Origin of the sequence: Cobetia sp. 29-18-1, assembly GCF_029846405.1 — a bacterium.
Lineage (GTDB): Bacteria > Pseudomonadota > Gammaproteobacteria > Pseudomonadales > Halomonadaceae > Cobetia > Cobetia amphilecti.
The window spans coordinates 227,032-252,316 of sequence record NZ_JARWKS010000003.1 but is presented as its reverse complement, the minus strand read 5'-3'; the positions used below and the strand labels follow the sequence as shown (position 1 = coordinate 252,316).

At 61.5% G+C, this 25,285-nt stretch carries 19 protein-coding genes; 13 read left to right on the top strand and 6 right to left on the bottom strand.

The window, feature by feature from the left end; all coding sequences use genetic code 11:
• Window positions 1-16: 16 nt before the first annotated feature.
• Both QD208_RS04110 and QD208_RS04105 read right to left on the bottom strand, forming a co-directional pair.
• Window positions 17-427: a hypothetical protein gene (locus QD208_RS04110; protein WP_279835818.1), complete on the bottom strand. Its 411-nt coding sequence runs from the start codon at window positions 425-427 to the stop codon at window positions 17-19.
• Window positions 428-562: 135 nt separating this feature from the next.
• Window positions 563-2,218, bottom strand: a complete 1,656-nt coding sequence (locus QD208_RS04105) for a sigma 54-interacting transcriptional regulator (protein WP_279835816.1) — start codon at window positions 2,216-2,218, stop codon at window positions 563-565.
• Window positions 2,219-2,647: 429 nt separating this feature from the next.
• On the opposite strand from QD208_RS04105, the gene speB reads away from it, so the two are divergent.
• The 4 genes from speB to QD208_RS04085 all read left to right on the top strand — a co-directional run bounded on the left by speB (window position 2,648) and on the right by QD208_RS04085 (window position 8,558).
• Window positions 2,648-3,598, top strand: a complete 951-nt coding sequence (gene speB / locus QD208_RS04100) for an agmatinase (RefSeq protein WP_043334952.1) — start codon at window positions 2,648-2,650, stop codon at window positions 3,596-3,598.
• Window positions 3,599-3,931: 333 nt separating this feature from the next.
• Entirely contained in the window at window positions 3,932-5,248 is a 1,317-nt protein-coding gene (locus QD208_RS04095) for a YjiH family protein (protein ID WP_279835833.1), read from the top strand.
• A 75-nt stretch (window positions 5,249-5,323) separates the two neighbouring features.
• Window positions 5,324-7,000: a 5-guanidino-2-oxopentanoate decarboxylase gene (locus tag QD208_RS04090; protein WP_279835815.1), complete on the top strand. Its 1,677-nt coding sequence runs from the start codon at window positions 5,324-5,326 to the stop codon at window positions 6,998-7,000.
• A gap of 106 nt (window positions 7,001-7,106) precedes the next feature.
• A complete protein-coding gene (locus tag QD208_RS04085) occupies window positions 7,107-8,558 on the top strand; it encodes an aldehyde dehydrogenase family protein (protein ID WP_279835813.1) in 1,452 nt (483 codons plus the stop codon).
• A 125-nt stretch (window positions 8,559-8,683) separates the two neighbouring features.
• Here the strand turns inward: QD208_RS04085 and QD208_RS04080 are convergent, their stop codons facing one another.
• The 4 genes from QD208_RS04080 to QD208_RS04065 all read right to left on the bottom strand — a co-directional run bounded on the left by QD208_RS04080 (window position 8,684) and on the right by QD208_RS04065 (window position 13,338).
• A complete protein-coding gene (locus QD208_RS04080) occupies window positions 8,684-8,977 on the bottom strand; it encodes a DUF1330 domain-containing protein (protein ID WP_043334947.1) in 294 nt (97 codons plus the stop codon).
• 174 nt (window positions 8,978-9,151) lie between these two features.
• Window positions 9,152-11,011 (bottom strand): SulP family inorganic anion transporter, encoded by a 1,860-nt coding sequence (locus QD208_RS04075; protein WP_279835811.1) that lies wholly within the window; start codon window positions 11,009-11,011, stop codon window positions 9,152-9,154.
• A complete protein-coding gene (locus QD208_RS04070) occupies window positions 11,004-12,278 on the bottom strand; it encodes an FAD/NAD(P)-binding oxidoreductase (protein WP_279835809.1) in 1,275 nt (424 codons plus the stop codon). Before QD208_RS04070 ends, QD208_RS04075 begins: the two co-directional genes overlap by 8 nt.
• A gap of 175 nt (window positions 12,279-12,453) precedes the next feature.
• On the bottom strand, window positions 12,454-13,338 hold the full coding sequence (locus tag QD208_RS04065; protein ID WP_279835807.1) for an MBL fold metallo-hydrolase: 885 nt from the start codon (window positions 13,336-13,338) through the stop codon (window positions 12,454-12,456).
• A gap of 320 nt (window positions 13,339-13,658) precedes the next feature.
• Here QD208_RS04065 and QD208_RS04060 point away from each other — a divergent pair, with 320 nt between their 5' ends.
• The 9 genes from QD208_RS04060 to QD208_RS04020 all read left to right on the top strand — a co-directional run bounded on the left by QD208_RS04060 (window position 13,659) and on the right by QD208_RS04020 (window position 25,252).
• Complete coding sequence (locus tag QD208_RS04060; RefSeq protein WP_043334944.1) at window positions 13,659-15,050, top strand: sugar porter family MFS transporter; 1,392 nt, start codon at window positions 13,659-13,661, stop codon at window positions 15,048-15,050.
• Window positions 15,051-15,460: 410 nt separating this feature from the next.
• Complete coding sequence (locus QD208_RS04055; protein WP_279835806.1) at window positions 15,461-16,462, top strand: substrate-binding domain-containing protein; 1,002 nt, start codon at window positions 15,461-15,463, stop codon at window positions 16,460-16,462.
• Between the two features lie 143 nt (window positions 16,463-16,605).
• On the top strand, window positions 16,606-17,874 hold the full coding sequence (locus QD208_RS04050; protein WP_279835803.1) for an ABC transporter substrate-binding protein: 1,269 nt from the start codon (window positions 16,606-16,608) through the stop codon (window positions 17,872-17,874).
• 169 nt (window positions 17,875-18,043) lie between these two features.
• Window positions 18,044-18,892 (top strand): sugar ABC transporter permease, encoded by an 849-nt coding sequence (locus QD208_RS04045; protein ID WP_043334942.1) that lies wholly within the window; start codon window positions 18,044-18,046, stop codon window positions 18,890-18,892.
• On the top strand, window positions 18,892-19,809 hold the full coding sequence (locus QD208_RS04040) for a carbohydrate ABC transporter permease (RefSeq protein ID WP_279835799.1): 918 nt from the start codon (window positions 18,892-18,894) through the stop codon (window positions 19,807-19,809). Before QD208_RS04045 ends, QD208_RS04040 begins: the two co-directional genes overlap by 1 nt.
• A gap of 101 nt (window positions 19,810-19,910) precedes the next feature.
• Window positions 19,911-20,945, top strand: coding sequence for an ABC transporter ATP-binding protein (locus QD208_RS04035; RefSeq protein ID WP_279835798.1), 1,035 nt, complete (start codon window positions 19,911-19,913; stop codon window positions 20,943-20,945).
• 67 nt (window positions 20,946-21,012) lie between these two features.
• The gene (locus QD208_RS04030) at window positions 21,013-22,356 is read left to right on the top strand and encodes a trehalase family glycosidase (protein ID WP_279835796.1); all 1,344 of its coding nucleotides are present in this window, start codon (window positions 21,013-21,015) and stop codon (window positions 22,354-22,356) included.
• A gap of 71 nt (window positions 22,357-22,427) precedes the next feature.
• The gene (locus QD208_RS04025) at window positions 22,428-23,618 is read left to right on the top strand and encodes an AGE family epimerase/isomerase (RefSeq protein ID WP_279835794.1); all 1,191 of its coding nucleotides are present in this window, start codon (window positions 22,428-22,430) and stop codon (window positions 23,616-23,618) included.
• A 338-nt stretch (window positions 23,619-23,956) separates the two neighbouring features.
• Window positions 23,957-25,252 (top strand): DUF3100 domain-containing protein, encoded by a 1,296-nt coding sequence (locus tag QD208_RS04020; RefSeq protein ID WP_279835793.1) that lies wholly within the window; start codon window positions 23,957-23,959, stop codon window positions 25,250-25,252.
• Window positions 25,253-25,285: the final 33 nt, after the last annotated feature.

The following is a 25,285-nucleotide window of genomic DNA, read 5'->3' as shown; positions in this document are numbered from 1 at the left end:
ACCCCGTCGGTGGCGATCAGGCACCAACGGCAGGATTTGTGCAGTGTTTCCCTAAGGGTGTATCTTTTAATAGCTTAGCAAAAGCCTTATTCTCATTACATAAGTGCATAATATACTTCTTTATGCGTTCTTCAGCTTTGTAACTTGAAATTGAACATCCTTCTAACTCACCATCCTTCACACAGATAACACCGTTAAACACATGTGACTGCTTTCTTACATTCTTCACCTTATATAATATAAAAATAACACCCAATACGATTAGAAGCATACCACAACTCAATACTTGGTAACCTTTTAAATCAAACTGCTTTATTAGACCAGAGCTCAACAGACTAACCCCTAAAGAAAAAATCAACGCAAGTATGAAAATTTGAATAACATTACCTTGCCATTCCAATACATTTGCTACTGATTTCTTTTTCATTATCAACCACCTCATATAATTCTGTGCAAGTTCAAAACTCAAACCCAGGTATACTGAAACAATTTAACAATCATACACTATAGATAAAATCGTAACTTCTATATTTTATTGAACTAACATACATGGAAATACTCATTATTCAATTAGTCCTTTTAACTTCCTCACCACAGAAGGCTGACTAATCCCTGCTCTCTTCGCTATCGCATAAGTACTGGGTAATTCGGCAGCCATCTCGCGTAGCCATTGTGCTTCGATGCGTGCCAGGCCTACCTTGAGAGTTTCGTTGGGGCCGAGTTTGGGAATTGGCATGGCTACCGCCCCCTCAGCGGCAGCCGCTGAGAGGGAATTGTCACTATGTAAGATATCGGCAGTGGTAAAACTTCCAGTAACGCCTAATCCATTAGATTTGTCATTACTGAAGCCAAATGAATTGTCTAGTCCATTAGCGTTATTCGTGGAACAAGTGTTGAGCAGTATTTTCACTGAGTCGCTGTCGATGACATCACTGGGGGCGCTGAGCCAGGCACGTTCCAGCCAGTTTTCCAGTTCGCGGATATTGCCGAGCCAGTCCTGGCGCATGAGGATGGGCCATAACGAGGCGTCGAGGAGTTTGCGGCGACCGTGTCGTTGATTGAGGCGCGAGAGGTGTTGCTCGATCAGGGCGGGAATGTCTTCGCGGCGTTCGCGCAGCGGCGGCAGGCTGACGGGGAGCACATTGATGCGGTAGTAGAGGTCGAGGCGGAACTGGCCCTGCTCCACGCGGGCGGCGAGGTCTTGATTGGTGGCGACGACCAGCCGGAAGTCGGCGCGGCGGGTGGTGGTGTCGCCCAGGCGGGTGATCATCCCGTCCTGAATCACCTTGAGCAGCTTGGTCTGGGTGGCCAGCGGAAGCTCACCGATTTCATCGAGGAACAGGGTGCCGCCTTCGGCTTGCTCCATCAGGCCTGCCTTGCCACGGTTGCCCGCGCCGGTGAAGGCACCAGCCTGATAGCCGAACATCTCGGACTCGAACAGGCTCTCGGGAATGGCGCCGCAGTTCACCTCGATGAAGGGGCCGTCGGCGCGTTGGCTCCAGCGATGCAGTTGATGGGCGAAGGCCGTCTTGCCGACCCCGGATTCGCCCAGCATCAAAACCGTGGCGTTGGTGGGCGCAACCCGCTTGAGCAGTAGCGCTATCTCGCGCATCACGGGGCTTCTGACCTGCAGCTCGCCCAGCTCCAGCGCGGCGTCTTCGCACTCGGCCTGCTCTCGCGCTGATTGTTCACGTTGCCGCTGTTCAGCCTGGCTCTGTGCATATTGCTCAGTGTCGTGGACTGATTGCCCTGCCCCCGCCGTTTTCCAATCGCTTTCTGCCTGACTGACGCCACCCAGCTCGCCGCCGCGCGAGTTGCGGCGCAGGTGATCACTGAAGCGCTGCTGAAGCACCGCGTATTCCTGCTGCAACAGCTGGATATCGGTGAGATCCATCGAGCGGCTGACCACGCACTCGAGCTTGCCCGCGACGAACACCGGATGCGCCTGCGCCACCACCCGACGCCCGGTGGCGGTGAGCTGCATCATCTGCAGCGTGCGCCCCGTGCGCAGCACCTCCAGGCTGATGGAGGGCTTGAGCACGCCGCTGGCTTCCAGCTCATGCACGTTGGCAGCACACAACTCCTCGCGGGTCATGCCATAGACCGCCGCGGCGCCGGGGCTGACATCTGTCACCTGGCCATCCGCATTGACCACGAAGTAGTGATCGTGAGCGGTGTCGATGATGGTCTTGAGAATCTGACGGTCGAGCTCTGACATGGCGGGCACCTCATGGTCGAGCCTGTGAATCGGGGCGGGGCTTTATAGCAGGTCTTTCTAGCAGTTCTTTCCAGCGCTTCTTTCTATCGCTTCTTTCTATCAGTTCTTTCCAGCAGGTCTTTCTCGCACTGCGCTTGAAGACACTCTCGATGATGCCCGAATGTGATCCACAAATGAATCAGTGATCCATTTTTGAATCATTATCAGTGCACGAGTGATCCATAAATGAATCACTCGGCGATCACCCTCAAATAAACTCCAATAAAATCAATAGACTAAAAATTGGCATGGTTACTGCAACGCTGGGATATGCGCCAAGGAAGATCGCCGGCTTTCATGACACCGTCCGGCCGAGCGATCAGGCGAACAATCACAATACCCCGCTCGCCGTCAGCGTATCGCGAGCGACTCAAGACCCTGGAGAGACAGATGAGCGAGTTCAATCAGCCGCTGGGCGGCAACGACATGCCACGTTTCGGCGGCCCGGCCACCATGATGCGTCTACCCGCTCAGGAAACCGCCGAAGGCTTGAATGCCGCCTTCATCGGCATTCCGCTGGACATCGGTACCTCCAACCGTCCGGGCGCGCGTCTCGGCCCACGCCAGATTCGTGATGAATCGCGCATGCTGCGCCCCTACAACATGGCCACCCGCGCCGCGCCCTTCGATAGCCTGCAGGTGGCGGACATCGGCGATGTGCCGATCAACACCTTCCACCTGCCCAAGAGCATGGACATCATCGAGAAATTCTACGATGAAGTGCTCAGCCACGATTGTGTGCCGCTCACCCTCGGTGGCGACCACACCGTCACTCTGCCGGTGCTGCGTGCCATCGCCAAGAAGCACGGCCCGGTCGGCCTGATCCACATCGATGCCCACGCCGACGTCAACGACCACATGTTCGGCGAGCCCATCGCCCATGGCACGCCGATTCGTCGTGCCCAGGAAGAAGGCCTGCTCGACAGCAATCGCGTGGTGCAGATCGGTCTGCGCGGCACCGGCTACTCCGCCGATGATTTCGACTGGTGCCGCCAGCAGGGCTTCCGCGTCGAGACCGCCGAGATGTGCTGGTTCAAGTCACTCGCCCCGCTGATGGCCGAAGTGCGCGACATGATGGGCGACCGCCCGGTGTACATCACCTTCGACATCGATGGCCTGGACCCCTCCGTCGCCCCCGGCACTGGCACCGTGGAAGCCGGCGGCCTGACCATGCCGCAGGGCATGGAAATCGTGCGCGGCGCGCGTGGCCTCAACATCGTCGGCGGTGACCTGATGGAAGTCTCCCCGCCCTACGACACCAGCGGCAACACCGCGCTGATGGGCGCGACCCTGCTCTACGAGATGCTGTGCGTGCTGCCGGGTGTGCAACAGCGCGACTGAGCCATCAGTACGACTAGCCAATGCTCGCCAATGATCCACGAATGACCCGCTGTCCTGCTGCACCCGCGCCGGGGGCCCGTCCTGTCCTCGGCGCACACAGAATCACCCAGCACAATACGGCATGATGCATCACACAATGCTCGGCTAGAGCCTGACCATTACAACAAGATCTAGGTGACCCGAATGACAACCAGCATCGACCCGACGGCGGATCACACGCCGCCCCGTTCCAGCTCAAGCGCTGATTCACGTTCCGACAAGATACAAAACGGCGAGAAGGCTCAGAAAGACCTCATTGCCACCCGTCCCGTACCGCTCACGGCCAGGGGACTGATGAAATTCCTGCTGCCGTCATTGCTCGGCGTCAGCTTCTTCCTAGTGCCCTTCAGCACAGGTGACACCATCAATATCGGCATGGGCCTGATGGCCGATTGGCTCAAGGCGACGCTGGGCGGTGCACTACCCGCCATCGCCGTCGCGGTGCTGTGCCTCTCCGTACTGCTGACCGGCTTCGTCAAGCTCGCCAAGCCGAACTGGGCCAGACAAGGCGCAGCACACGAGCTGTTCGATGTCTCCCCGGTATGGTTCGGCATGCGTGCCCTCGGTGCCATCTTCGCACTGATGACCTACTTCCAGTGGGGGCCGACCCAGGTAACAGCGGCCTTCACCGGCGGCGTGATGCTCAATGATCTCGCACCGGTACTGCTGACCTTCTTCTTCTTCGCGGCGATTCTGCTGCCGCTGCTGGTCGACTTCGGCTTCATGGAGTTCATCGGCAGCCTGGTGCGTCGTCCGTTCCGTGCGATCTTCAATCTGCCGGGCCGCAGCGCCATCGATGCCACTGCCTCGTGGATGGGGTCTGGCACCGTCGGTGTGCTGATCACCACCCAGCAGTACGAGCAGGGCTACTACAGCAAGCGTGAAGCGGCGGTGATCGCCACCAACTTCTCGGTCGTCTCGATTGCCTTCGCGTTGCTGGTGACCAGCTTCATGAACATCAACCACCTGTTCGTGCCCTTCTACCTGACCGTCGTCATCGCAGGCCTGATCGCCGCCGTCATCGTGCCGCGCCTGCCGCCGCTGTCGCGCAAGCGTGATGACTACCACGAGCCGGTCGGTTGCCAGATCAGTGAAGAGAATCAGAGCGATTGTGGTGTGCTGCGCTACTCACTCGGCATGGCCGTCGCGCGCGCCGAGCATGCACCGGGCCCGCTCAAACTGGCCAAATCTGCCGGCTTCAACGTGGCGGACATCTTCCTCGGCCTGCTGCCGGTCGTGATCGCCATCGGCACCGTGGCACTGATGCTGGCCGAGTTCACGCCCGTGTTCACCTGGCTCTCCTACCCGATGATCCCGCTGCTGGAACTGCTGCAGATTCCTCACGCGGCAGAAGCGGCACCGGCAACGCTGGTCGGCTTTGCCGACATGTTCCTGCCGGCGGTGCTGGCCAAGGACATCGACAGCGAACTGACCCGCTTCGTGATCGCCTGCCTGTCGCTGACCCAGTTGATCTACATGTCCGAGATCGGCGCCCTGCTGCTCAAGTCGAAGATTCCGCTCAAGATCTGGGAGCTGGTGGCCATCTTCGTGCTGCGCACGCTGATCACCCTGCCGATCATTGCCGGTATCGCGCATCTGTTCGTGTTCTGAGCCAAGCGGGCACTTAACTTGTTTCTCATCTCATACGGGAGCACCACGGTGCTCCCGTCATTGGAATAACCTGCCATGACATGTGCTGAACTCCTGATCCGACTGCTGCGTGACACCTATGGCGTCGATACCGTCTTCGGTATTCCCGGCGTGCATACCGTCGAGCTTTACCGTGGCCTGGAGCCGGATACTGATCCCGCCGCGCGTACCATTCGCCACGTCACCCCGCGCCATGAACAAGGTGCCGGCTTCATGGCCGATGGCTACGCCCGCAGCACCGGCAAGCCCGGTGTGTGCTTCATCATCACCGGCCCGGGCATGACCAACATCACCACCGCGATGGGTCAGGCACTGGCCGACTCCATCCCGATGCTGGTGATCTCCAGCGTCAATCGCTCCGACACCCTCGGCCGAGGCCAAGGACGCCTGCACGAGCTGCCCAGCCAGCAGCAGCTGGTCTCCGGTGTCGCACGCTTCAGCCATACGCTGCTCGATCCGACTGCACTGCCGGAAGTGCTGGCCCGTGCCTTCGCGCTGTTCGATGGCGCACGTCCTGGCCCGGTACATATCGAGATTCCCATCGATCTGTTCAATGTTCAGGTCGATCCCCCGGCCGGTTGCACCACCCATGACCTCACGCTCCCGCGTATCGGCCGCCTCGCGCCAGACCCGGCGCTGATCGACGAGGCAGTCACCATGCTGGCAGGCGCTGAGCGCCCGCTGGTACTGCTGGGCGGTGGCTGTGTCGCCGCGCCCGAGGCCGCGCGTCAATTGGTGGAGGCGCTGGATGCCCCCACCGTCACCACCATCAATGCCAAGGGGCTTCTCGGCAGCGCTCACCCGCTGGATCTCGGCGCCAACGCCGCGCTACCTGCGGTACGTGAACTGGCGCGTGACGCCGATGTGGTGCTGGCGATCGGTACCGAACTGGGCGAGACCGACTACGACGTGGTGTTCGATGATGGCTTCGTGATCGGTGGTCAGCTGATCCGCATCGATATCGACCCCGAACAGCTGGCGCGCAACCAGCAGGCGACACTCGCCATCGTCGCTGATGCCAGCCTGGCGCTGGAAACCCTCACCGCGCGTATTGCCGGCGGCTTGGGCGAAGCGTATGACAAGACGGTTGACGCAGAGGCAGGCAAGACACGCGGCGCGCAGATCACCGCTGGGGCGCTTGAAGCCCTCGCGCTGCCCACTGACCCGGCCTTCGCGCCCTATGTGCCGCTGTTCGATACCCTGCAGCAAGCGCTGCCGGAGGCCATCTGGGTCGGCGATTCCTGCGCGACGGTCTACGCCGCCAACCACCTGGTCAGCCAGCCCGCGCCGCGCCGCTACTTCAATGCCTCTACCGGTTACGGCACGCTCGGCTACGGCCTGCCTGCCGCGATGGGCGCGACCCTGGGCCGCCCTGATTTGCCAGTGATCGCGCTGGTCGGCGATGGCGGCATCATGTTCACTCTTTCTGAGCTTGCCTGCGCGGTGGAAGAACAGCTGCCGGTGGTGATCGTGCTGTGGCACAACCAGGGCTACGAAGAGATTCGCCGCTTCATGGACAACGCTGGCGTTACGCGCCTGGGCGTCGACATCAAGGCCCCCGACTTCCAGCTGATCGCTCAGGGCTTCGGCTGCGCCGCCGTGGCGATCCACTCCCCCAGTGAGCTGGCGACAGCGATCAGCGAGCGCGACGCAAGCGCCCCGCTATTGGTGGAAATCGACGCGGCAGGATGGCAGCGCTCAATCGCAGAGTGAGCCTTGCTCGCCGCATTGCGTCACAACATGCGTCACAAAACTGAACAATGCCCGCCTGTGACCCTGAGGTGGCAGGCGGCAAGACACTCACATGTCAGGAACGTCCATGCACAAGCTCGATCAACAGTTCATCAACAACGAGTGGGTCAAGTCCCACGGCGAGCGTCGTCTGGCGGTCACCAATCCATTCGAAGAGACCATCATCGCCGAGGTGACGGCTGGCGATGCACGCGATGTGGAGGCTGCGGTCGCAGCTGCCGCCAATGCCTTCGAGGGCTGGCAGGCACTGAGTGGCGACGAGCGCGCAGTGTATCTGGAGGCTTTCGCGGAAGGTTTGACCTCTCGCCGCGATGCACTGGTGGAGCTGTCGTGTCGCAACAACGGCAAGATTCGCGCCGAGGCCGAGATCGACCTCGATGATGCGATTGGCTGCTACCGCTACTACGCCGAGCAGGCACGCACGCTGGATGCGCGTCAGGGGGCGGAAGTCGCGCATGATGTCGAAGGCTATGCGGCGCACAGCTACCAGGAGCCGGCAGGCGTAGTGGGGCTGATCACGCCGTGGAACTTCCCGTTGGTCACCAGTGCCTGGAAGGTCGCGCCGGCCCTGGCTGCGGGCTGCACCCTGGTGATCAAGCCATCCGAGGTGACACCGCTGCCGGAACAGGTGATGGCCGAGATCGCGCTGGAAGCCGGGCTGCCGGCGGGCGTGTTCAACCTGCTGCACGGTGATGGCGAGGGCATTGGCGGTCCGCTGACGCGTCATCCGCGCATCGACAAGATCTCCTTCACTGGCAGCAATGTGGTTGGTGAGAAGGTCATGCAGGCTGCGGCCTGCGGCACGCGCGGCGTATCGCTGGAACTGGGCGGCAAGTCGCCGATCATCGTGCTGGAAGATGCCAACGTCGAGGAAGCCGCTGACTGGGTGATGGCGGGCATCTACTTCAATGCCGGTCAGATCTGCTCTGCCACCTCGCGACTGCTGGTGCACGAGTCGGTTGCCGATGCACTGCACGCTGCGCTGGCCAATCGTATCGATGCCCTGGTGCTGGGCGACCCGCTCAACGCCGCGACGCAGATGGGCCCGATGACCAGCGCTCGTCAGCGCGACACCGTGCTCAACTATCTGAATGTGGCGCGCGAGGAAGGTCTAACCGCTCTGCGTGATGGTACCCATCGCAGCCTGCCAACCAAGGGCTACTTCGTGGCGCCGACGCTTTACACCGATGTGCCGGTGGAAAGCCGTCTGTGGCGCGAGGAGATCTTCGGGCCGGTGCTGTGCTCGCGCCGCGTCGCCGATGAGGCCGAGGCAATTCGCCTCGCCAACGACAGTGATTTCGGGCTGGTAGCCACGGTGGTCAGCGGTGATGCGCGACGTGCTCAACAGGTCGGCCGCCGTCTGCGTGCAGGCGTGGTCTGGTACAACAGCGAGCAGCTGCCGCTGGTGCAGGCGAGCTGGGGTGGCTTCAAGCGCAGCGGCATCGGCCGTGAGCTTGGGCCGTGGGGCCTGGCGGGCTATCTGGAGGTCAAGCACATCATCGGGCCGGTGCTCGACTGAACTGATGACTGAACTGACTCTCCTCTATTGAACAGAGGCAGAAAAAACGCCCCGCCTCGGTCATCAACCGAAGCGGGGCGTTTTGGTTTGGGGCGACGTATCTCAAGCAGGATCAGGAAGCACTCTCAATCCAGCCCTTTGACCAGCACGTGATGACTGACGGAGCCAGCAGTGCGCGCCTCAAGTGCCGGGCGGTATTCCGGGTCCTGCATGAAGGCCAGTGCCGCTTCACGCGACGGCCATTCGATGATGACGCGTGAGACAGCCGCCAGGCCCTCGCCTTCCAGCCACTCGTGCTGACTGGTACGTGCCAGGTAACGGCCGCCATGACGCGCCAGCGCTGAATGTGCCGGACCGGCGTAATCCGCCATCCACTCGGTGCTGGTCGGGGTGACATCGATAACGGAGTAATAGGCCATGGTGATTTCCCGGTAATGTAGCGTCAGCCAGACATAGAGCGTGCTGGAAGAACGCTAGCCTAATACCCGGTGCGAGTGGTGATAACCCGCCGCCACACACAATCACCTGGTGTTTGAGATTGAAAATGCCTGGCCCTGCACAGTGAGGGCAGTTCACGACTATTCAATGCAAGCTCAGCTGGCCGTCGCCGTCTGACTGATACCATCCCGCGCGCAGGACTGGCCACAATGACTGCCGTGAATGCTCAGCGCCTGCCAGGCATCGAAGGTGCTGAGATAGATATCGCCGCCGAGATTGGCCGGCAGCTCCGAGCACTTGAGGCGATCCATTACCGGCCCTTTCACTTCACTCAAATGAAGTTTCACGCCAGCGGCACTCAGACGCTCATTGATGACTTCCAGGCTTTCCAGCGCCGAGGCATCGATCAGGTTGACCGCCTGACAGGCCAGCACCAGATGCTTGAGCGAGGGGCGTTCGGCCATCAGCGCCAGCACCGTGTCTTCCAGATAGCGCGCATTTGCGAAATACAGGCTCTCGTCGATGCGCAGGATCGCCAGCTCGGGGTCGGTCTCCACCTCATGGCGCTCGACATTGCGAAAGTGCTCGCTGCCCGGCACGCGCCCGACCAGCGCACTGTGCGGCTGGCTGGTGCGCTTGAGATAAAGCCCCAGCGACACGGCGATACCGACAATGATCCCGCTCTCCACCCCATGCGCGAGAGTGATGATCAGCGTGATCATCAGCGCCGCACCATCACCCTTCGAGTAGCGAAAGGTACGCTTGATCGCCGCAATGTCGATCAGGCTGGTGGTGGCGACGATGATGATCGCCGCCAGCGTCGCGCGCGGCAGCCACGCCAGCCAGTCGGTCAGCCACAGGCTGGCGAGCAGAATGCCGATGGCGGTGAAGGCCCCCGCCAAGGGCGTGGCGGCGCCGGCATCGAAGTTGACGACTGAGCGCGACAGCCCGCCTGAGATCGGCATGCCACCGCTGATGCCTGCGCCCATGTTGGAGACGCCCAGCGCGATCAGCTCCTTGTCGGGGTCGATGCGCTGACGGCGCCGCGCGGCGAGGGTCTGGGCCAGTGCCAGCGATTCGACGAAGCCGACCACGCTGATCAACAGTGCCGAGATCAGAAGACCCGACCAGTCATGACTGACAAGGCTTGGCAGGCTGAGATCGGGCAGCCCAACGGGCACGGCACCGACTAGCGCCATGCTGCTCTTGCCCTGCTCAAGCTGTTCGCCCTGAACAAGCTGGCCCTGGTCAAACTGACCACTCAGCCCCCAGGCCAGCAGGCTGGAGACGATGACGGCGATGATCGGCGTGGTCTTGCACAGCATGCCCGCCGCGCTCTCACTCACCCGCAAGGCCATCAGGCCATGCTTGAGATGGCGGCGCGCGAGGATCAGCCACGCCAGGCAGCCCAGCCCGATGGCGAGTGTCGGCCAGTGCAGCTCTTGCCCGCCAGCCAACAGCGACTCGCCCATCGCAATCAGATTGCCGCCGCTGAGACTCAGGCCAGTAATTGGCCCGAGCTGACTGGCGATGATCAGGATGCCCGAGGCAGTCATGAAGCCCGAGATCACCGGGTGGCTGATGAAATTCACCAGCACTCCCAGGCGCAACAGCCCCATGGCGATCAGCATCGCGCCGGAGAGAAAAGCCAGAAGCAGCGCGGCAGCCAGCATCTCGGGCGTAGAGAGCACTGCGCCATCGGCGCCGCTCATGCCCGCGATCGCCGAGGCCGTCATCAGCGAGATGATCGCCACCGGCCCCACCGCCAGGGTGCTGCTGGTACCGAACAGCGCATACAGCACCAGCGGCAACATGCTGGCGTAGAGGCCGACCTGCGCTGGCAGCCCAGCCAGCAGCGCATAGGCCAGCGCCTGAGGCACCAGCATGACGCTGACGATCACTGCTGCCAGCAGATCACGCCCGAGACTGTGACGGTCATACTGGGCAAGCCAACCTGCCAGCGGCAGCCAGCGGGCAAGCGACGCCCCCTTTGCCTCGCGAACCGGCTCAGGCATCGCGTGACGCCGGACGCGCCAGCCATTCGTGGCCCTTGAGCATCAGGTTCCAGTAGATGAACGGCAGGCCACGTGCCTTGAGCTGCCAGGCCAAGCGAGTCGGACGCGTGCCGTCATTGACCCACTTGGGAAAGGTCGGCTGCAGTTCACCGCCGTAACCGAATTCCGCCAGCACGATTCGGCCGTTCTCCACCGTCAGCGGGCAGGAGCCATAACCTTGATAGCCTGCGGTGAGCGCGCCACCGGTCAGCGTGGCCAGCAGGTTCTCGACCACTACGGGGGACTGCTTGCGCACCGCCGCGGCGGTCTTGGCATTCGAGGTGCCGCTGACATCGCCCAGCCCGAAGATGTCGGGTTGGCTCATGTGCTGCAGGGTCTCGGGCTCGAGATCCAGCCAACCACCGGCGTTGGCAAGCCCCGACTCGGCGATCAACGCCGGTGCCTTCTGCGGCGGTACCACATGCAGCATGTCGAAGGACTGCTCGACGATCTGTGGCTCACCACCCTCCTCGGCCGCCGCCACCTCGAAGCGTGCCGTCTGCGACTCGCCATCCACCGCGACCAGCCGCTGATGGAACCTGACGTCGATGCCATAACCCGCGACCGCCTCTTCCAGCGCTGGCACGTAGGCCGGCACGCCGAACATCACGCCGCCGGCGTTATGGAAGCTGACCTCGAGCTGCGACAGGACATTCTCACGCTGCCAGTGATCGCAGGCCAGATACATCGCCTTCTGCGGCGCACCGGCGCACTTGATGGGCATTGGCGGCTGGGTAAACAGCGCCTTGCCGCCCTTGAGAGTCTGCACCAGCTGCCAGGTATAGGGCGCGAGGTCATAGCGATAGTTGGAGGTGACGCCATTCATTCCCAGCGTCTCTTCAAGCCCATCGATGGCGCCCCAATCCAGCTCCAGCCCGATGGCGATCACCAGGCGCTCATAGCGCAGGCGATGGCCATTGCCGAGGGTGACTTCGTGCGCCTCGGCATCGATGCCGGTGGCCGTATCGCGATACCAGTGCACGCCCTTGGGCATTACCGAGTGCATCGGCTTGCGCGTAAATTCCGGCGTGAAGATGCCGCCACCGACCATCGTCCAGCCCGGCTGATAGCTGTGCTGCTCAGCGGGTTCGACGATGGCGATGTCCATGCCCGGCTGGCGCTTGAGCAGACTGGCCGCCACCGCGATACCGCCGGCCCCGCCACCGATGATCACCACCTTGTGAGCGTTGGGTGCCAGACGGTGATTGGCGGCGCGAGTCGCCTCCAAGGCCGAATCAGCCCCCTGATTTTCACAAGGCGTCGTTGCAGAATCCGACACTGGCGCACTATCTGACGTGCTCTGGCTCATCGATAAGGCTCCCATCGCGAAAAATCGGCAAATTGAGTAACAAAATTACGTACGTGAGTAACACAACGAAGGTGTCTTCCCAGCGTGGCAGCCATCACACCTCATGGAAAGGCAGGTTGAGCGGAATCTTCAGATACGCCCGACCATTGCCTTCCACCGGCGGCATCTGGCCGGCACGCATGTTCACCTGCACCGCTGGCAGCATCAGACGCGGCATACCAAGTCCGGCATCGCGCTTGGAGCGCATGTCAACGAAGGCCTGCTCATCGATGCCGTCATGCACATGGATATTGTGCTCACGCTGCTCACCTACCGACGTCCGGCAGCAGAAGCCTTCACGTCCTTCAGCCGAATAATCATGGCATAGGAAAATTCGCGTGCTGTCAGGTAGCGAGAGCACCTTATGGATCGAGCGATACAGCGTACGCGCATCGCCACCCGGGAAATCGCAGCGCGCTGTGCCGTAATCGGGCATGAACAGGGTATCCCCGACAAAGACAGCATCACCGATCACGTAACTCACACAGGCGGGAGTATGGCCCGGCGTATGCAATACGCGGCATTCCAGTCCCCCGATCGCCAGACTGTCACCCTCTTCCAACAGTCGATCGAATTGACGCCCATCACGCGCGAAGCCCGCCTCAGCAGCAAAGATATCGGCGAAGATATCTTGCACTTCACGAATGCGCGCCCCGATCGCCAACTGGCAGTTCAGCTTGTCCTTGAGATAGGCAGCCGCGGACAGGTGGTCGGCATGGACATGGGTCTCGAGAATCCATGCCACCTCGAGTGACTCAGCCGCGATATGCGCAAGCAGAGCGTCTGCTGACTGGGTACTGGTACGCCCAGCGGGGTAATCGAAGTCGAGCACGGGGTCGATGATCGCGCACTGGCGAGACTGCGGGTCACGCACCAGGTGAGTGAAGGTGTTGCTGTCTTTATCAAAGAAGCTTTCGACGTCCGGATATTGCGTGGGCATGGTCCTGCCTCCCATGGGTCATTCGCTGGAGATTGATGTCAGCTTACGCCGCCTCCCAAAAGAATGCAAAATACAGAATAACCATATTCCATATTGATATATATAATACCGCATCTTTATAAACCATTGATATGAAATGAGATAAAGCCTTATCCGCAACAAAAATATATCTGAATTTTACTTTATGCATATAAGGTCTAGCAGATGAGGGCTGACATCACCTCTATGCTGACAATTGCCAGGTGACACGATTCACCTATACACTCTTAAACGATTCAAATGACACAACCACTTCCATCTCTCATTGGACGAGAAACGCCATGTCACGAATTCTCCAGTGGTCGATCACGGTCGCCCTTGCCGGCTTTCTGTTCGGCTTCGATACCGCCGTCATCTCGGGAGCGGATACCTCATTGCAGAGTCAATGGGGACTCAGTGACCTGACCCACGGCCTCATCATCATGTCGATGGCGCTATGGGGCACAGTGATCGGTGCCATCTTCGGCAACTGGCCGACCGACCGCTTCGGACGCCGTGCCACGCTGATCGGTATCGGCATTCTCTATCTCGTCTCGGCGCTGGGTTCCGCACTGGCCACCGACCCGTATGTCTTCTCATTCTTCCGTCTGCTGGGGGGCTTGGGTGTAGGCGCCTCATCCGTGGCCGCGCCTATCTACATCTCGGAGATCGCACCGCGAGAACGGCGCGGTGCGCTGGTCGGGCTCTATCAGTTCAACATCGTCTTCGGCATCCTGATTGCCTTCGTTTCCAACTACTTCATCGGCTTCATCGATGGTGAAAATTGGCGCTGGATGTTGGGCGTGGAAGCCGTACCGGCCGCGCTCTATCTGCTGATGATCTGCAAGGTGCCGCGCAGTCCGCGCTGGTTGATTCTCAAGCGCAACGATGAAGCGGCAGCGGCGGAGGTGATCAAACAGATCAACCCCAACGCCAATATCGCGGAAGAAATTGCCATTATCCGGGGTACGGAAAGCAAAGAGAGCGCCAAGCAACATACCCGCCTGTTCGCCTGGCGCTATCGCTTGCCGGTGCTGTTCGCCTTCCTGATCGCGGCCTTCAATCAGCTGTCCGGCATCAACTTCATCATCTACTATGCGCCGCGCATTCTGGCCGAGGCGCAGCTTGAATCCAGTGCTGCCCTGCTCTCTACGGCAGGCATCGGGGTCATCAATCTCGCCTTCACGATGCTGGGCATGTCCTTGATCGACAAGCTGGGTCGACGCACCTTGATCCTGATCGGCTCTGCCGGTTATCTGCTGTCGCTGTGCCTGATTTCCTGGGCCTTCTACCTCAAGGACTTCAGTGCCATGGGCGGTTATGGAGTCCCGATCCTGATGGCTGTCTTCATTGCGGCACACGCCATGAGCCAGGGTACGGTGATCTGGGTGTTCATCTCCGAGATCTTCCCCAACAAGGTACGCGCCATGGGGCAGTCCTTCGGCAGCTCCGTGCACTGGGTCTTCGCGGCGTTGATCGCGCTGCTGATGCCGACCATTCTCAGCCACTTCAGCGGCGGGCCGGTGTTCGCCTTCTTCGCCCTGATGATGCTGCTGCAGTTGGTCTTCGTACTGTTCTTCATGCCCGAGACCAAGGGTGTGTCGCTTGAGGAACTCCAAGGCCGTCTGATCCGTCCTTCGCGCAAGGAGAAAGAGCAGGAACAGGCCGCGGCAGTCGCGCCACAGGGTAACTGATGCCCTTGACGATTGAGCTTTGAGCCTGACTCAAAATCGCCCTCCAGACGCCGACACCCCGCCCTGTGCGGGGTGTCGGCGTTTATGGCTCTGGCAGCCATGCCCGTCAGGAGTCCCAGCCGAGCGTCGCCTCACGACATGAGAGCGGCTCCGCTACCAGCCTGTCCGCATGGCTTTCTCCCTCCTCCTGCGCTGACGTGCGCCAGATCGCTACGTGCAAATAGCGTGGTATCGTCGCCGGCTCAATCGCCAGCCACGACGGCGATTTCCAGCGCCAGATGTCGGGATTATTACGGATATATTCTTTGGTCTCGTCATTCTTGCCAAGCCAATTGAAACAGTGAAAAGATCGCTTCCGAAACGTTTCGGGTAACGGTTTCCGCTCACAGTTACCGCAAAGGAAAAGTGCCATGCCGCCGAACATCACACTCAAGCATCTCGCCAGCCAGCTGGGCCTGTCGGTCACGACGGTCTCGCGGGCATTGGGCGGATTCGAGGATGTCAGCGCCACGACCCGTGAGCGGGTGCAGGCCTATGCCAGTGAAGTGGGCTACAAACCCAATCAGAGCGCACGCCGCCTGAAGACAGGCCGCACTTCCTCGGTGGGCTACATCATGAACGGCGCCCAGGGCGACTTTCGTGATCAGTTCAACACCCGCCTGCTGGTCGCGTTGGGCCAGGCGCTGCACGACGCCGCACCGGAGCATGATCTCATCGTCACCACGGTGCCCGAGGACCGCGACGAGCTGGATACCTACAAGCGCTTCATCGATGGCGGCAAGGTCGATTCCTTCGTGGTGGCCCGTACCCGCATACAGGACCCGCGCGTCGACTTCCTGCTCGACAGCGGCATCCCCTTCGTCACTCACGGTCGTACCGGGCGCGCCAGCGAACACGACTGGGTCGACATCAATGCCGCCGATGGCTTCATGCGCGCCACCCGCCATCTGATTGGTCTGGGCCATCGCAACATCCTGTTCCTCAACTTCTTCAGCGACCTCTATACCGCCGTCGAACGTGAGACCGGCTATCTGCAGGCAATGCACGACGCCGGCCTATTGCCCAGCTCACGCCATTGCCCGCACGGCTATGCCAGTGCCTATCAGGTCGCCCATGAAGCGCTGTCCGGGGGCAACGCCCCCACCGCCTTCGTGTGTGCCAGCGACATCTTCGCCTACGGCGTGATGGAAGCGGTCAGCGCCTGCGGCCATGCACCCGGCAAGGACATCGCCATCATCGGCGCCGATAACCTGCCGCCGCAGATGTACCGCCAGCCCAGCCTCAGCACCCTGGACATCTCGTTCGAGACCGTCAGTCAGGCACTGATCGAACTGGTGCTGGCGCCGCAGGAGGGCGCGCCACGTCATCGCTGCTTCGATTACGACCTGCTGCTGCGCGATACCACTGCCTGAGCACACATGCCTGAGCACACAGGGCCATCGACAGACCTCACGACGCCAGACGCCTGACCGACAAACGCCTGATCTGAAATTGCCACTGACAGAACGTGGTCAGCGTGACGCCAGAAAAACAACACCCGACCGGGGAGACCTCCATGCGCAAGATGCCAACCGCCCTCGCTTTGCTGGCGCTGCTGGGCAGTACGTCCGCCCTCGCTGACATCACCTTCTTCAGCACCCAGGCCAGACCGCTGGAAGAGGCCCAGCAGATGCGCGAGATCGCGCTGGCACCCTACGCCGAGGCCATCAATTACATGCCGCAGGAGACGGGCACCTTCCTGTCACGTCTCGAGGCGGAGAAAACCAGCCCCGACGGCGCGCTGGATCTGCTCGGTGGGCTGCACGGCGAACTGGGGTCGCTGACGCCCAGCATTCTGGCACCGCTGAATGACCTGGAAAGCTCGCTTGCGGACACGGGCATCAGCCAGCAGTACATGACGCTGGGCAAGCTGGGCGGCGACCAGCAGCGCTACATTCCGTGGATGCAGGCGACCTACATCATGGCCGCCAATCGCAAGGCGCTGCCCTACCTGCCCGAAGGTGCTGACCTGAACGCGCTGAGCTATGACGAGCTGCTGGCCTGGGGCCGCAACATGCAGGAGGCCACCGGCAGCCCCAAGCTGGGCTTCCCGGCCGGTCGCAAGGGGCTGATCCACCGCTTCCTGGAAGGCTATCTCTACCCGTCCTTTACCCACTCGGTGGTGCGTGAGTTCCGCAGCGATGACGCCGTGGCCATGTGGCAGAAGTTCCGCGAGATCTGGGCGGTGACCAATCCGCGCTCCACCGCCTATGGCTTCATGCAGGAACCGCTGCTCAATGGCGAGGTGTGGGTTGCCTTCGATCACACCGCGCGCCTAAAGGATGCCTTCAACAAGCAGCCGGATCAGTACGTGGCCTTCCCGGCCCCCGCCGGCCCCAGCGGACGCGGCTACATGCCGGTGGTCGCCGGTCTGGCAGTGCCCGCCAATGCCACGAACCCCGACGCCTCACGCAAGCTGATCCGCTATTTGATGACGCCCGAGGCACAGATTCGCACCCTGCGCGCGACCAACTTCTTCCCGGTGGTGGAGGCAGAGCTTCCCGATGACCTGCCCGCCAGCATTCGCATGTCCGGCAAGGCGGTCGCGGCTCAGTCCTCCGCCGATGACGCCGTGCTCTCGCTGCTGCCCAGCGGCCTGGGCCAGCAGTCGGGCCTGTTCAACAAGATCTACCGCGATGCCTTCGTGCAGATCGTACTGCGCGACGCCGACATCGAGGAGACGCTGGATATCCTCGCCCCGCGCCTGCAGACGCTGATCAACAAATCAGGCGCAGGCTGCTGGCTCCCGGATACGCCCAGCGACGGCCCCTGCCCGGTCAAGTAAGCCGCTGGCGCCAGAACGCAACATCAAGAACGCATCACTCGCAACACAGCAGCAGCAACGGCAATCCCCAGACGGGTCGCCATGACGGAACGCCAACCCCTGTCATACCGACCCGGTGCCACCAAACCATTCCGACAAGCCATCACAACAACGCCAAAGGTGAGCAAAGATGAAGCACGATCGCTGGCTACCTTATTACCTGATCGCCCCCAGCCTGCTGTTCATGGGTGCCTTCTTTCTCTATCCGTTCATCCAGATCTTCGCCGAGGCCTTCACCAGCAGTGACGGCAATGTTGGCCTGGCCAACTTCACGCGCATCTATCAGGACTTCAACTTCTGGCCGTCACTCAAGAACACCCTGCTGCTGACCGGGGTCGTGGTGCCGCTGCAGCTTGTGCTGGCCATTGGCATGGCGCTGATGGTCACCAAGATGAACAAGGGCCGCGACAGCATCCTCTACATCTGGACCATCCCGCTGGGCATCTCCGATCTGGCCGCCGGCATCATCTGGCTGGCGATCCTCGAGCAGTTCGGCTTCCTCAACAGCTTCCTGAGCGCGGTCAGCGTGATCGATGCGCCGGCGTCCTGGCTCAACTATCAGAATGCCTTTGCGCTGTTCCTGGCCGTGGTGGTCGCCGAGATCTGGCGAGGGACCGCCATCGTGCTGGTGATCCTGGTATCGGGCATGGGGCTGATTCCCAAGGAATATGACGAAGCCGGTCAGGTGTTCGGCGCCAGCTACTGGCAGCGCCTGTGGAAGATCACCCTGCCGATGCTGCGCCCCAGCATCCAGTCGGCGCTGATTCTGCGCACCCTGCTGGCACTCGAGGTCTTCGCGGTAGTGATGATGCTGGGCGGCAGTGACATGCCGGTACTGATGAGCGAGACCTTCGACTGGCAGTTCCTCTACCAGCAGACAGGTGCCGCTGCGGCCTACGCGGTGTTGATCATGCTGATCTCGGTGGTCATCACCGGCTTCTACATCAAGTTCCTCAATGTGCCGAAGGAGGCCCGCTGATGAAATCCTCTTCTTCCGAGGCCGTCATGCCGTCATCGCTTTCGTCACGCGCAAGCGACTCCTCAGCCGACTCCTCAAGCCAGGTGGCACAGACCGCACACAAACCACGGCGCAATGACATGGCCTGGAAATGGCTGTTCCGGGCCGGTGTCTCGATTCTGGTGCTGTGGGTGCTGGTGCCCATCGCCCTGCTGATGCTCAACAGCATCAGCACGCCGGAGCAGATCACCGGCTGGCCCAAGACCCTGACCCCGGAGATGAGCTTCGAGACCCTCGACTTCTTCTGGCACTACCAGGGTGTGATCAGCGCGCTGGGCAACTCGCTGCTGGCCGCCGTCTTCACCATGGTGATCGCCATCGTGCTCGGCGCACCGGCAGGCTACGCACTGGCCCGCTTCGTGTTCCCGGGCATGAATGCCTACCGCATGATCATCATCCTGTCGCGGGCCTTCCCGATGCCGCTGCTGGCGCTGCCGTTGGCCGTCATCTTCATCCAGGTCGGCATCGATGACTCCATCCTGGGCCTGGCGATGGTGCACGCCACCCTGGCACTGCCGTTTGCGGTGCTGATCACCTCCAGCCTGTTCATGGGCATTCCGGTGGAACTCGAGGAAGCTGCCTGGCTGATGGGCTGCAATCGCTGGCAGGCCTTCCGTCGCGTGGTGCTGCCGCTGGCCGCCCCGGGCATCACCGCCTCAGCCGTGTTCGCCTTCGTGATCTCGTGGAACGAGGTGTTCGCCTCGGCGATTCTCACCGTCGAGAACCGCACCCTGACCGCCTTCCTGGTGCAGAGCCTTTCCGAGTCACCTGCCGAGATCAAGTATGCCGGTGGTCTGATTCTGGTCGTCCCGGCGCTGCTGTTCCTGTTCGCGATCAGGAAGTACCTGTTCAGCATGTGGGGCATTTCCAACCGCTAACGTACGCCCGCTCATCAGGCCAATGACCGGCGGCGATCTTCATCGTCTCGTGCTCGCGAGTTCACTTTCTCGCCGCCGCTCTCGATCAAAGGAGTCAGACCATGTCAGCCATCCAAATCAGCGCCGTACGCAAGCAGTTCGGCAAGCAGGAAATCCTCAATTCCATCGATCTCGAGATCCGCGACAAGGAATTCACCGTGCTGCTCGGCCCGTCCGGCTGCGGCAAGTCCACCCTGCTGCGCATCATCGCGGGGCTGGAATACGAGAGCAGCGGCTCCATCCGCATCGGCGAGCGTGAGATCACCTCGCTGGCACCGCGCGATCGTCGCATCGCGATGGTATTCCAGAACTACGCCGTCTTCCCGCACATGACCGTGGCGGAGAACATCGCCTTCGGCCTGCGCGTGCGCAAGGACAGCGAGGCGCATATCCAGCGCAAGGTGAAGGAAACCGCTGAACTGATGCATATCGAGGACCGCCTCGATCACTACTCCGGTCAGCTCTCCGGCGGTCAGCGTCAGCGTGTCGCGGTCGCGCGCGCCCTGGCGATGGAGCCGGAAGTGCTGCTGATGGATGAGCCGCTCTCGAATCTGGACGCCCTGCTGCGTCTGGAGATGCGCGCCGAGCTCAAGACCATCCTCGCCGCCTCCGACACCACCACCATCTACGTGACCCACGACCAGGTCGAGGCCATGAGCCTGGCGGACCGTATCGCGGTCATGAAGGGTGGCCAGATCGAGCAGTACGCACCGCCGTCCGAGATCTACCACTACCCGGCGACCGAATTCGTCGGCAGCTTCATCGGCAACCCGCCGATGAACTTCATCGCCCCGGATGCACGCTGGAATCAACCCACCAGCACTTCGCCGTCCGCCAGCCAGATCCACAAATGCGGTATTCGCCCCGAGGACTTCGAGGTGCGCTTCGAGCCCACCGAGAACTTCGCGCCGGTGCGCGTGCTGGTCTCGGAATTGTTGGGATCGCACAAGCAGCTGACCGCCCGTTTCGGCAACGAGATGATTCGCGTCAACGTGCCGAGTGATCTCGAGGTCGGCAATGGCAGCGACATCCACATCCGCCCGCTGGCCGAGAAGGTGCGCTTCTACGACCACAGTGGCCACCTGATGTCGGCGTAAGGCACCCCGACCCCTCTCTACCCAACCTTTCAGCCCAAACCTTTCATCCCGAACGGAGCCGACTTACATGAATGCCAAGCTCGACGCGCTCAGCGCTCACGACGTTCTCAAGCTCAACGACCTGGGCGGCTACACCGTGCCCACGCGTGGCCTCTATCCCTTCCAGTGGAACTGGGACGCCGCCATCACCGCGCTGGGCTGGCTGGCCGCCGGTGACGAAGCGCGTGCCTGGCGTGAGGTCGAGCGCCTGCTGGAAGGTCAGTGGGATAACGGCATGGTGCCGCACATCGTCTTCCACGGTGACGCGGAAACCTACTTCCCGGGACCGGAAGTCTGGGGCGTCAAGCATAGCCCATCGACCAGCGCCATTTCCCAGCCGCCTGTGCTGGCCAGCGTCATGAAGCTGCTGTTCGAGGAAGGCCGTGATCGCAGACTTGCCGAGGAAAAGCTGGCCGCCACCCTGCCCGGCGTCATTCGCTACCACCTTTGGTTCTACCGCGATCGCGATCCGGAACACACCGGCCGCGTGTGCAGCTATCACCCGTGGGAATCGGGCATGGATAATAGCCCTCAGTGGGATGGCCCGCTGGCTGGCGTGCCGCCGGTCGATGCTGAATACGTGCGTCGCGACACCGGGCTGGTCGATCCGTCCGAGCGCCCGCACAAGTACGAATATGATCGCTACATCTATCTGGTGAAGTTCTTCCAGCAGAATGAGCACGACGCCGAGGTGCTGTATCGCGACTGCCCGTACCGTGTCGAGGACATCAGCCTGATCTCCATCCTGCACCGCGGCACGCGCGACCTGATCGCGCTGTGCGAAGAAGATGCCGCCGGCCTGGGCCTGGTCAACACCCACGGAGAGGCGCTCTTCAGTCTCAAGCAGTCGCTGGCGCGCACCGAGGAAGGCGTGCAGGCGCTGTGGAGCGATGAGCTGGGCTGCTTCCTGAGCCGCGATGCGCGCGCCAACGTTCTGCTGGAGCACGTCACCACCGCCGGCATTCTGCCGCTGTTCGCCGGTGTCGCCAGCGGCGCCCAGGCGCAGCGCATGGGCGGACTGCTTGAGGAATGGCTGGAACAGGCGCCCTTCGGTGTCGCCTCCACCCACCCGGTCAGCACCCGCTTCGAGCCGAAGCGTTACTGGCGCGGACCGAGCTGGCTGCATATCAACTGGATGCTGGCCATCGGCTGCGAGGAATATGGCATGTCCCGCGAGTCCGACCAGATCAAGCAGGCCAGCCAGAAGTGCATCGAGGCCGCCGGCTACTACGAGTATTTCAACTCGGTAACCGGCGAAGGCTGTGGCGGTCGCGACTTCTCCTGGACCGCGGCGATGGACCTCTACTGGCTCAACCCGCTGGAGAGCTTCACTGCCAGCAAGGCGGCAGCCGGCGTCGTGGAGGCTTCCTGATGACTCAGCAAGCCTCTCAACTAGCGCAGGCACCGCAACAGGCACCGCTGACCAGACAGGCAGTACCGCCCATGCCGGCAACTTTCGCCAGCCGCGGCTTTCTGGACACGCATATCCGCTCGATCATGGACTTTTATCTGCCCAACGCGATAGATCATGAGCGCGGTGGCTACTTCCAGGCCTGGCGCGACGACGGCACTGTGTATGCGCCCGCGGCGCGTCATCTGGTCAGCAGCACGCGAATGGTGTTCAACTTCGCGATGGAATATCTGCGCAGCGGTGATGAGCAGTGTCTGGCCGCGACCCGCCACGGCATCGACTACCTGCGCAATGTCCATCTCGATCCGCAGACCGGTGGCTATCTGTGGTCGCTGAGCGAGCAAGGCGAGGCGGACCACACCAACCAGTGCTACGGCCTGGCGTTCGTGATGCTGGCCTATGCGACGGCCTATCGCGCCGGTATCGAGGAGGCTCGCGTCTGGCTCGAGGAGACCCGCGTGCTGATGGAAGACAAGTTCTGGTCGCCAGAGGCGGGGCTCTATGCCGACGAGGCCAGCGCCGATTGGCAGACGCTGTCCGACTACCGTGGCCAGAACGCCAACATGCATGCCTGTGAAGCCATGCTGGCCGCCTTCGAAGCCACCGATGAGGCGCACTATCTGGAGCGGGCCATGACCCTGGCCAGCAACATCTGCCAGCGTCAGGCCGCCAAGGCCGATGGCCTGATCTGGGAGCATTATGATCGCGACTGGAACGTCGACTGGGACTACAACCGCGACGACCCCAAGAACCTCTATCGTCCGTGGGGCTTCCAGCCGGGGCACCTGACGGAATGGGCCAAGCTGCTGCTGATGCTCAAGCGTCATCGCGATGACGACTGGCTGCTGCCGACCGCGCAGCGTCTGTTCGATACCGCCTTGGATCTGGCCTGGGACAGCGAGCGCGGCGGCATCTACTACGGCTTCGCGCCGGATGGCACCATCTGCGACGACGACAAGTACTTCTGGGTGCAAGCCGAGAGCCTGGTGGCTGCGGCGCTGCTGCACGAGGCCACCGGCAATTCACACTACGCCGAGTGGTACGAGCGCCTGTGGGGCTATGCCTGGCAGCACTTCATCGACCACCGGTACGGTGCCTGGTATCGCCTACTGAATGCTGACAACCAGCGCTTCGATGACCTCAAGAGCTCACCGGGTGCCAAGTGTGACTATCACAGCCTCGGCGCCTGCCATGAGCTGTTGCGCGTGATCACCCGCGACTGACCGCAGGCTGCTGTCCCGGGGCATGAATCTCTGCCCTGAACCAGCGGATGGCAATAAAATGACGACCCGACTCCCGCCTCTGCGGGGCGTCGGGTCGCTGCGTTCTGTTCGTTACGTTCGTGCCATCGAGTGCAGGTCGAACCGATGAGCTTGCACATCACGAGCTATTTTTTAGCACACCCATCGTGTTTCTTTAGAACACCGCTAATGACAATACTGAATTGCGCTGATCACCCCACGAGAGGGTGGCAGTCACCATCCGCGGGAATGACCCGACGCGATACCCGTCTCGAATGCTTCAAAACCAGCAGAAACTACAATAACAAGCGGAGTCCCACATGCCCCTTTCTCAACTACTGGACTGGCGGTTACACCTGCTGGTCGTGGTGCTGTCTCTCGGCGCCGAACTGATCGGTATTCTCAAGTTCCCGCTCGGCCCCGGCACCTTGCTGCTGTTGCCGCTGTTCTATGCCTTCATTGCCGCCGTACTGTGCAATCCGCACCTGTTCAGTGGTACCAAGCGCTTCATCCCGCCGGTGGTCAGCGCGGCAGCAGGGCCAGTCATCCTGTTGTCGATCATGCCGTTCATCGCCCGCTTCGGCTCCACCATCGGCCCGGCCATCGAGCAGCTGATCTCGGCGGGACCGGCGCTGATCCTGCAGGAGCTGGGCAATCTGGGCACCATGCTGATCGCGATGCCGATCGCAGTGGTGGTGCTCAAGATGGGCCGCGAGGCGATCGGTGCGACTTACTCCATCGCGCGTGAACCCAATATCGCGATCATCTCCGACAAATATGGCCTCAAGGGCCCGGAAGGTGTCGGCGTGATGGGCGTCTATGTCGTGGGCACCATGTTCGGCACCCTGTGGTTCGCGCTGATGGCGGGCTACCTGACCTCACTGGACATCTTCGATCCGCGTGCACTGGCCATGGCCTGCGGTGTCGGTAGCGGCAGCATGGTGGCGGCGTGTTCCGGCGCCATCGCCGGTGCCCTGCCGGAGATGGGCGAAGAACTGCTGGCCTTTGCCGGCGCCAGCAACCTGCTGACCTATGCCACCGGCCTCTATGTGTCACTGTTCATCGCCCTACCGGTTGCCGAGCGCCTGTTCCGCTTCTTCAGCCGCAAACGGACTGGCAACGATGACGCCATGAATGATGAGGAAGCCAAACTCGCTTCCGAAGCACTGGCCGAGGACCGTCCGGAGAACCAGCTGGGCAAGACAGCACTGGTCGTCGCAGCCGTCTGCGTAGTCGGCTGGGTGGTCAACACCATCAATGGTGCCAGCCTGATCGATGCAGCGCCCGGCATGCTGATCCTTTACGTGATGACCATGCTCGGTCTGCTGGTCGCCCGCGTCATGCCCTTCTACCTGCCGGCCATCGCCTGGGTGTCGCTGGTCAGCATCCTGATGACACTGCCGTGGTTCCCGGGCAGCGGCTGGATCACCCAGCAACTGGGTTTCGTCAACTTCCTTGCCATCGTCACGCCGGTACTCGGCTATGCGGGTCTGGCACTGAGCAAGCGAGAATTCAGCATGTTCCGCCAGGCGGGCTGGAAGCTGGTGATCATCTCCCTGCTGGTCTTCACTGGCACCTATATCGGCTCGGCGGTCGTGGCTCAGGCACTGCTCTGATCACACGGACTTCGCTTTTCGCTTCTCACTTTG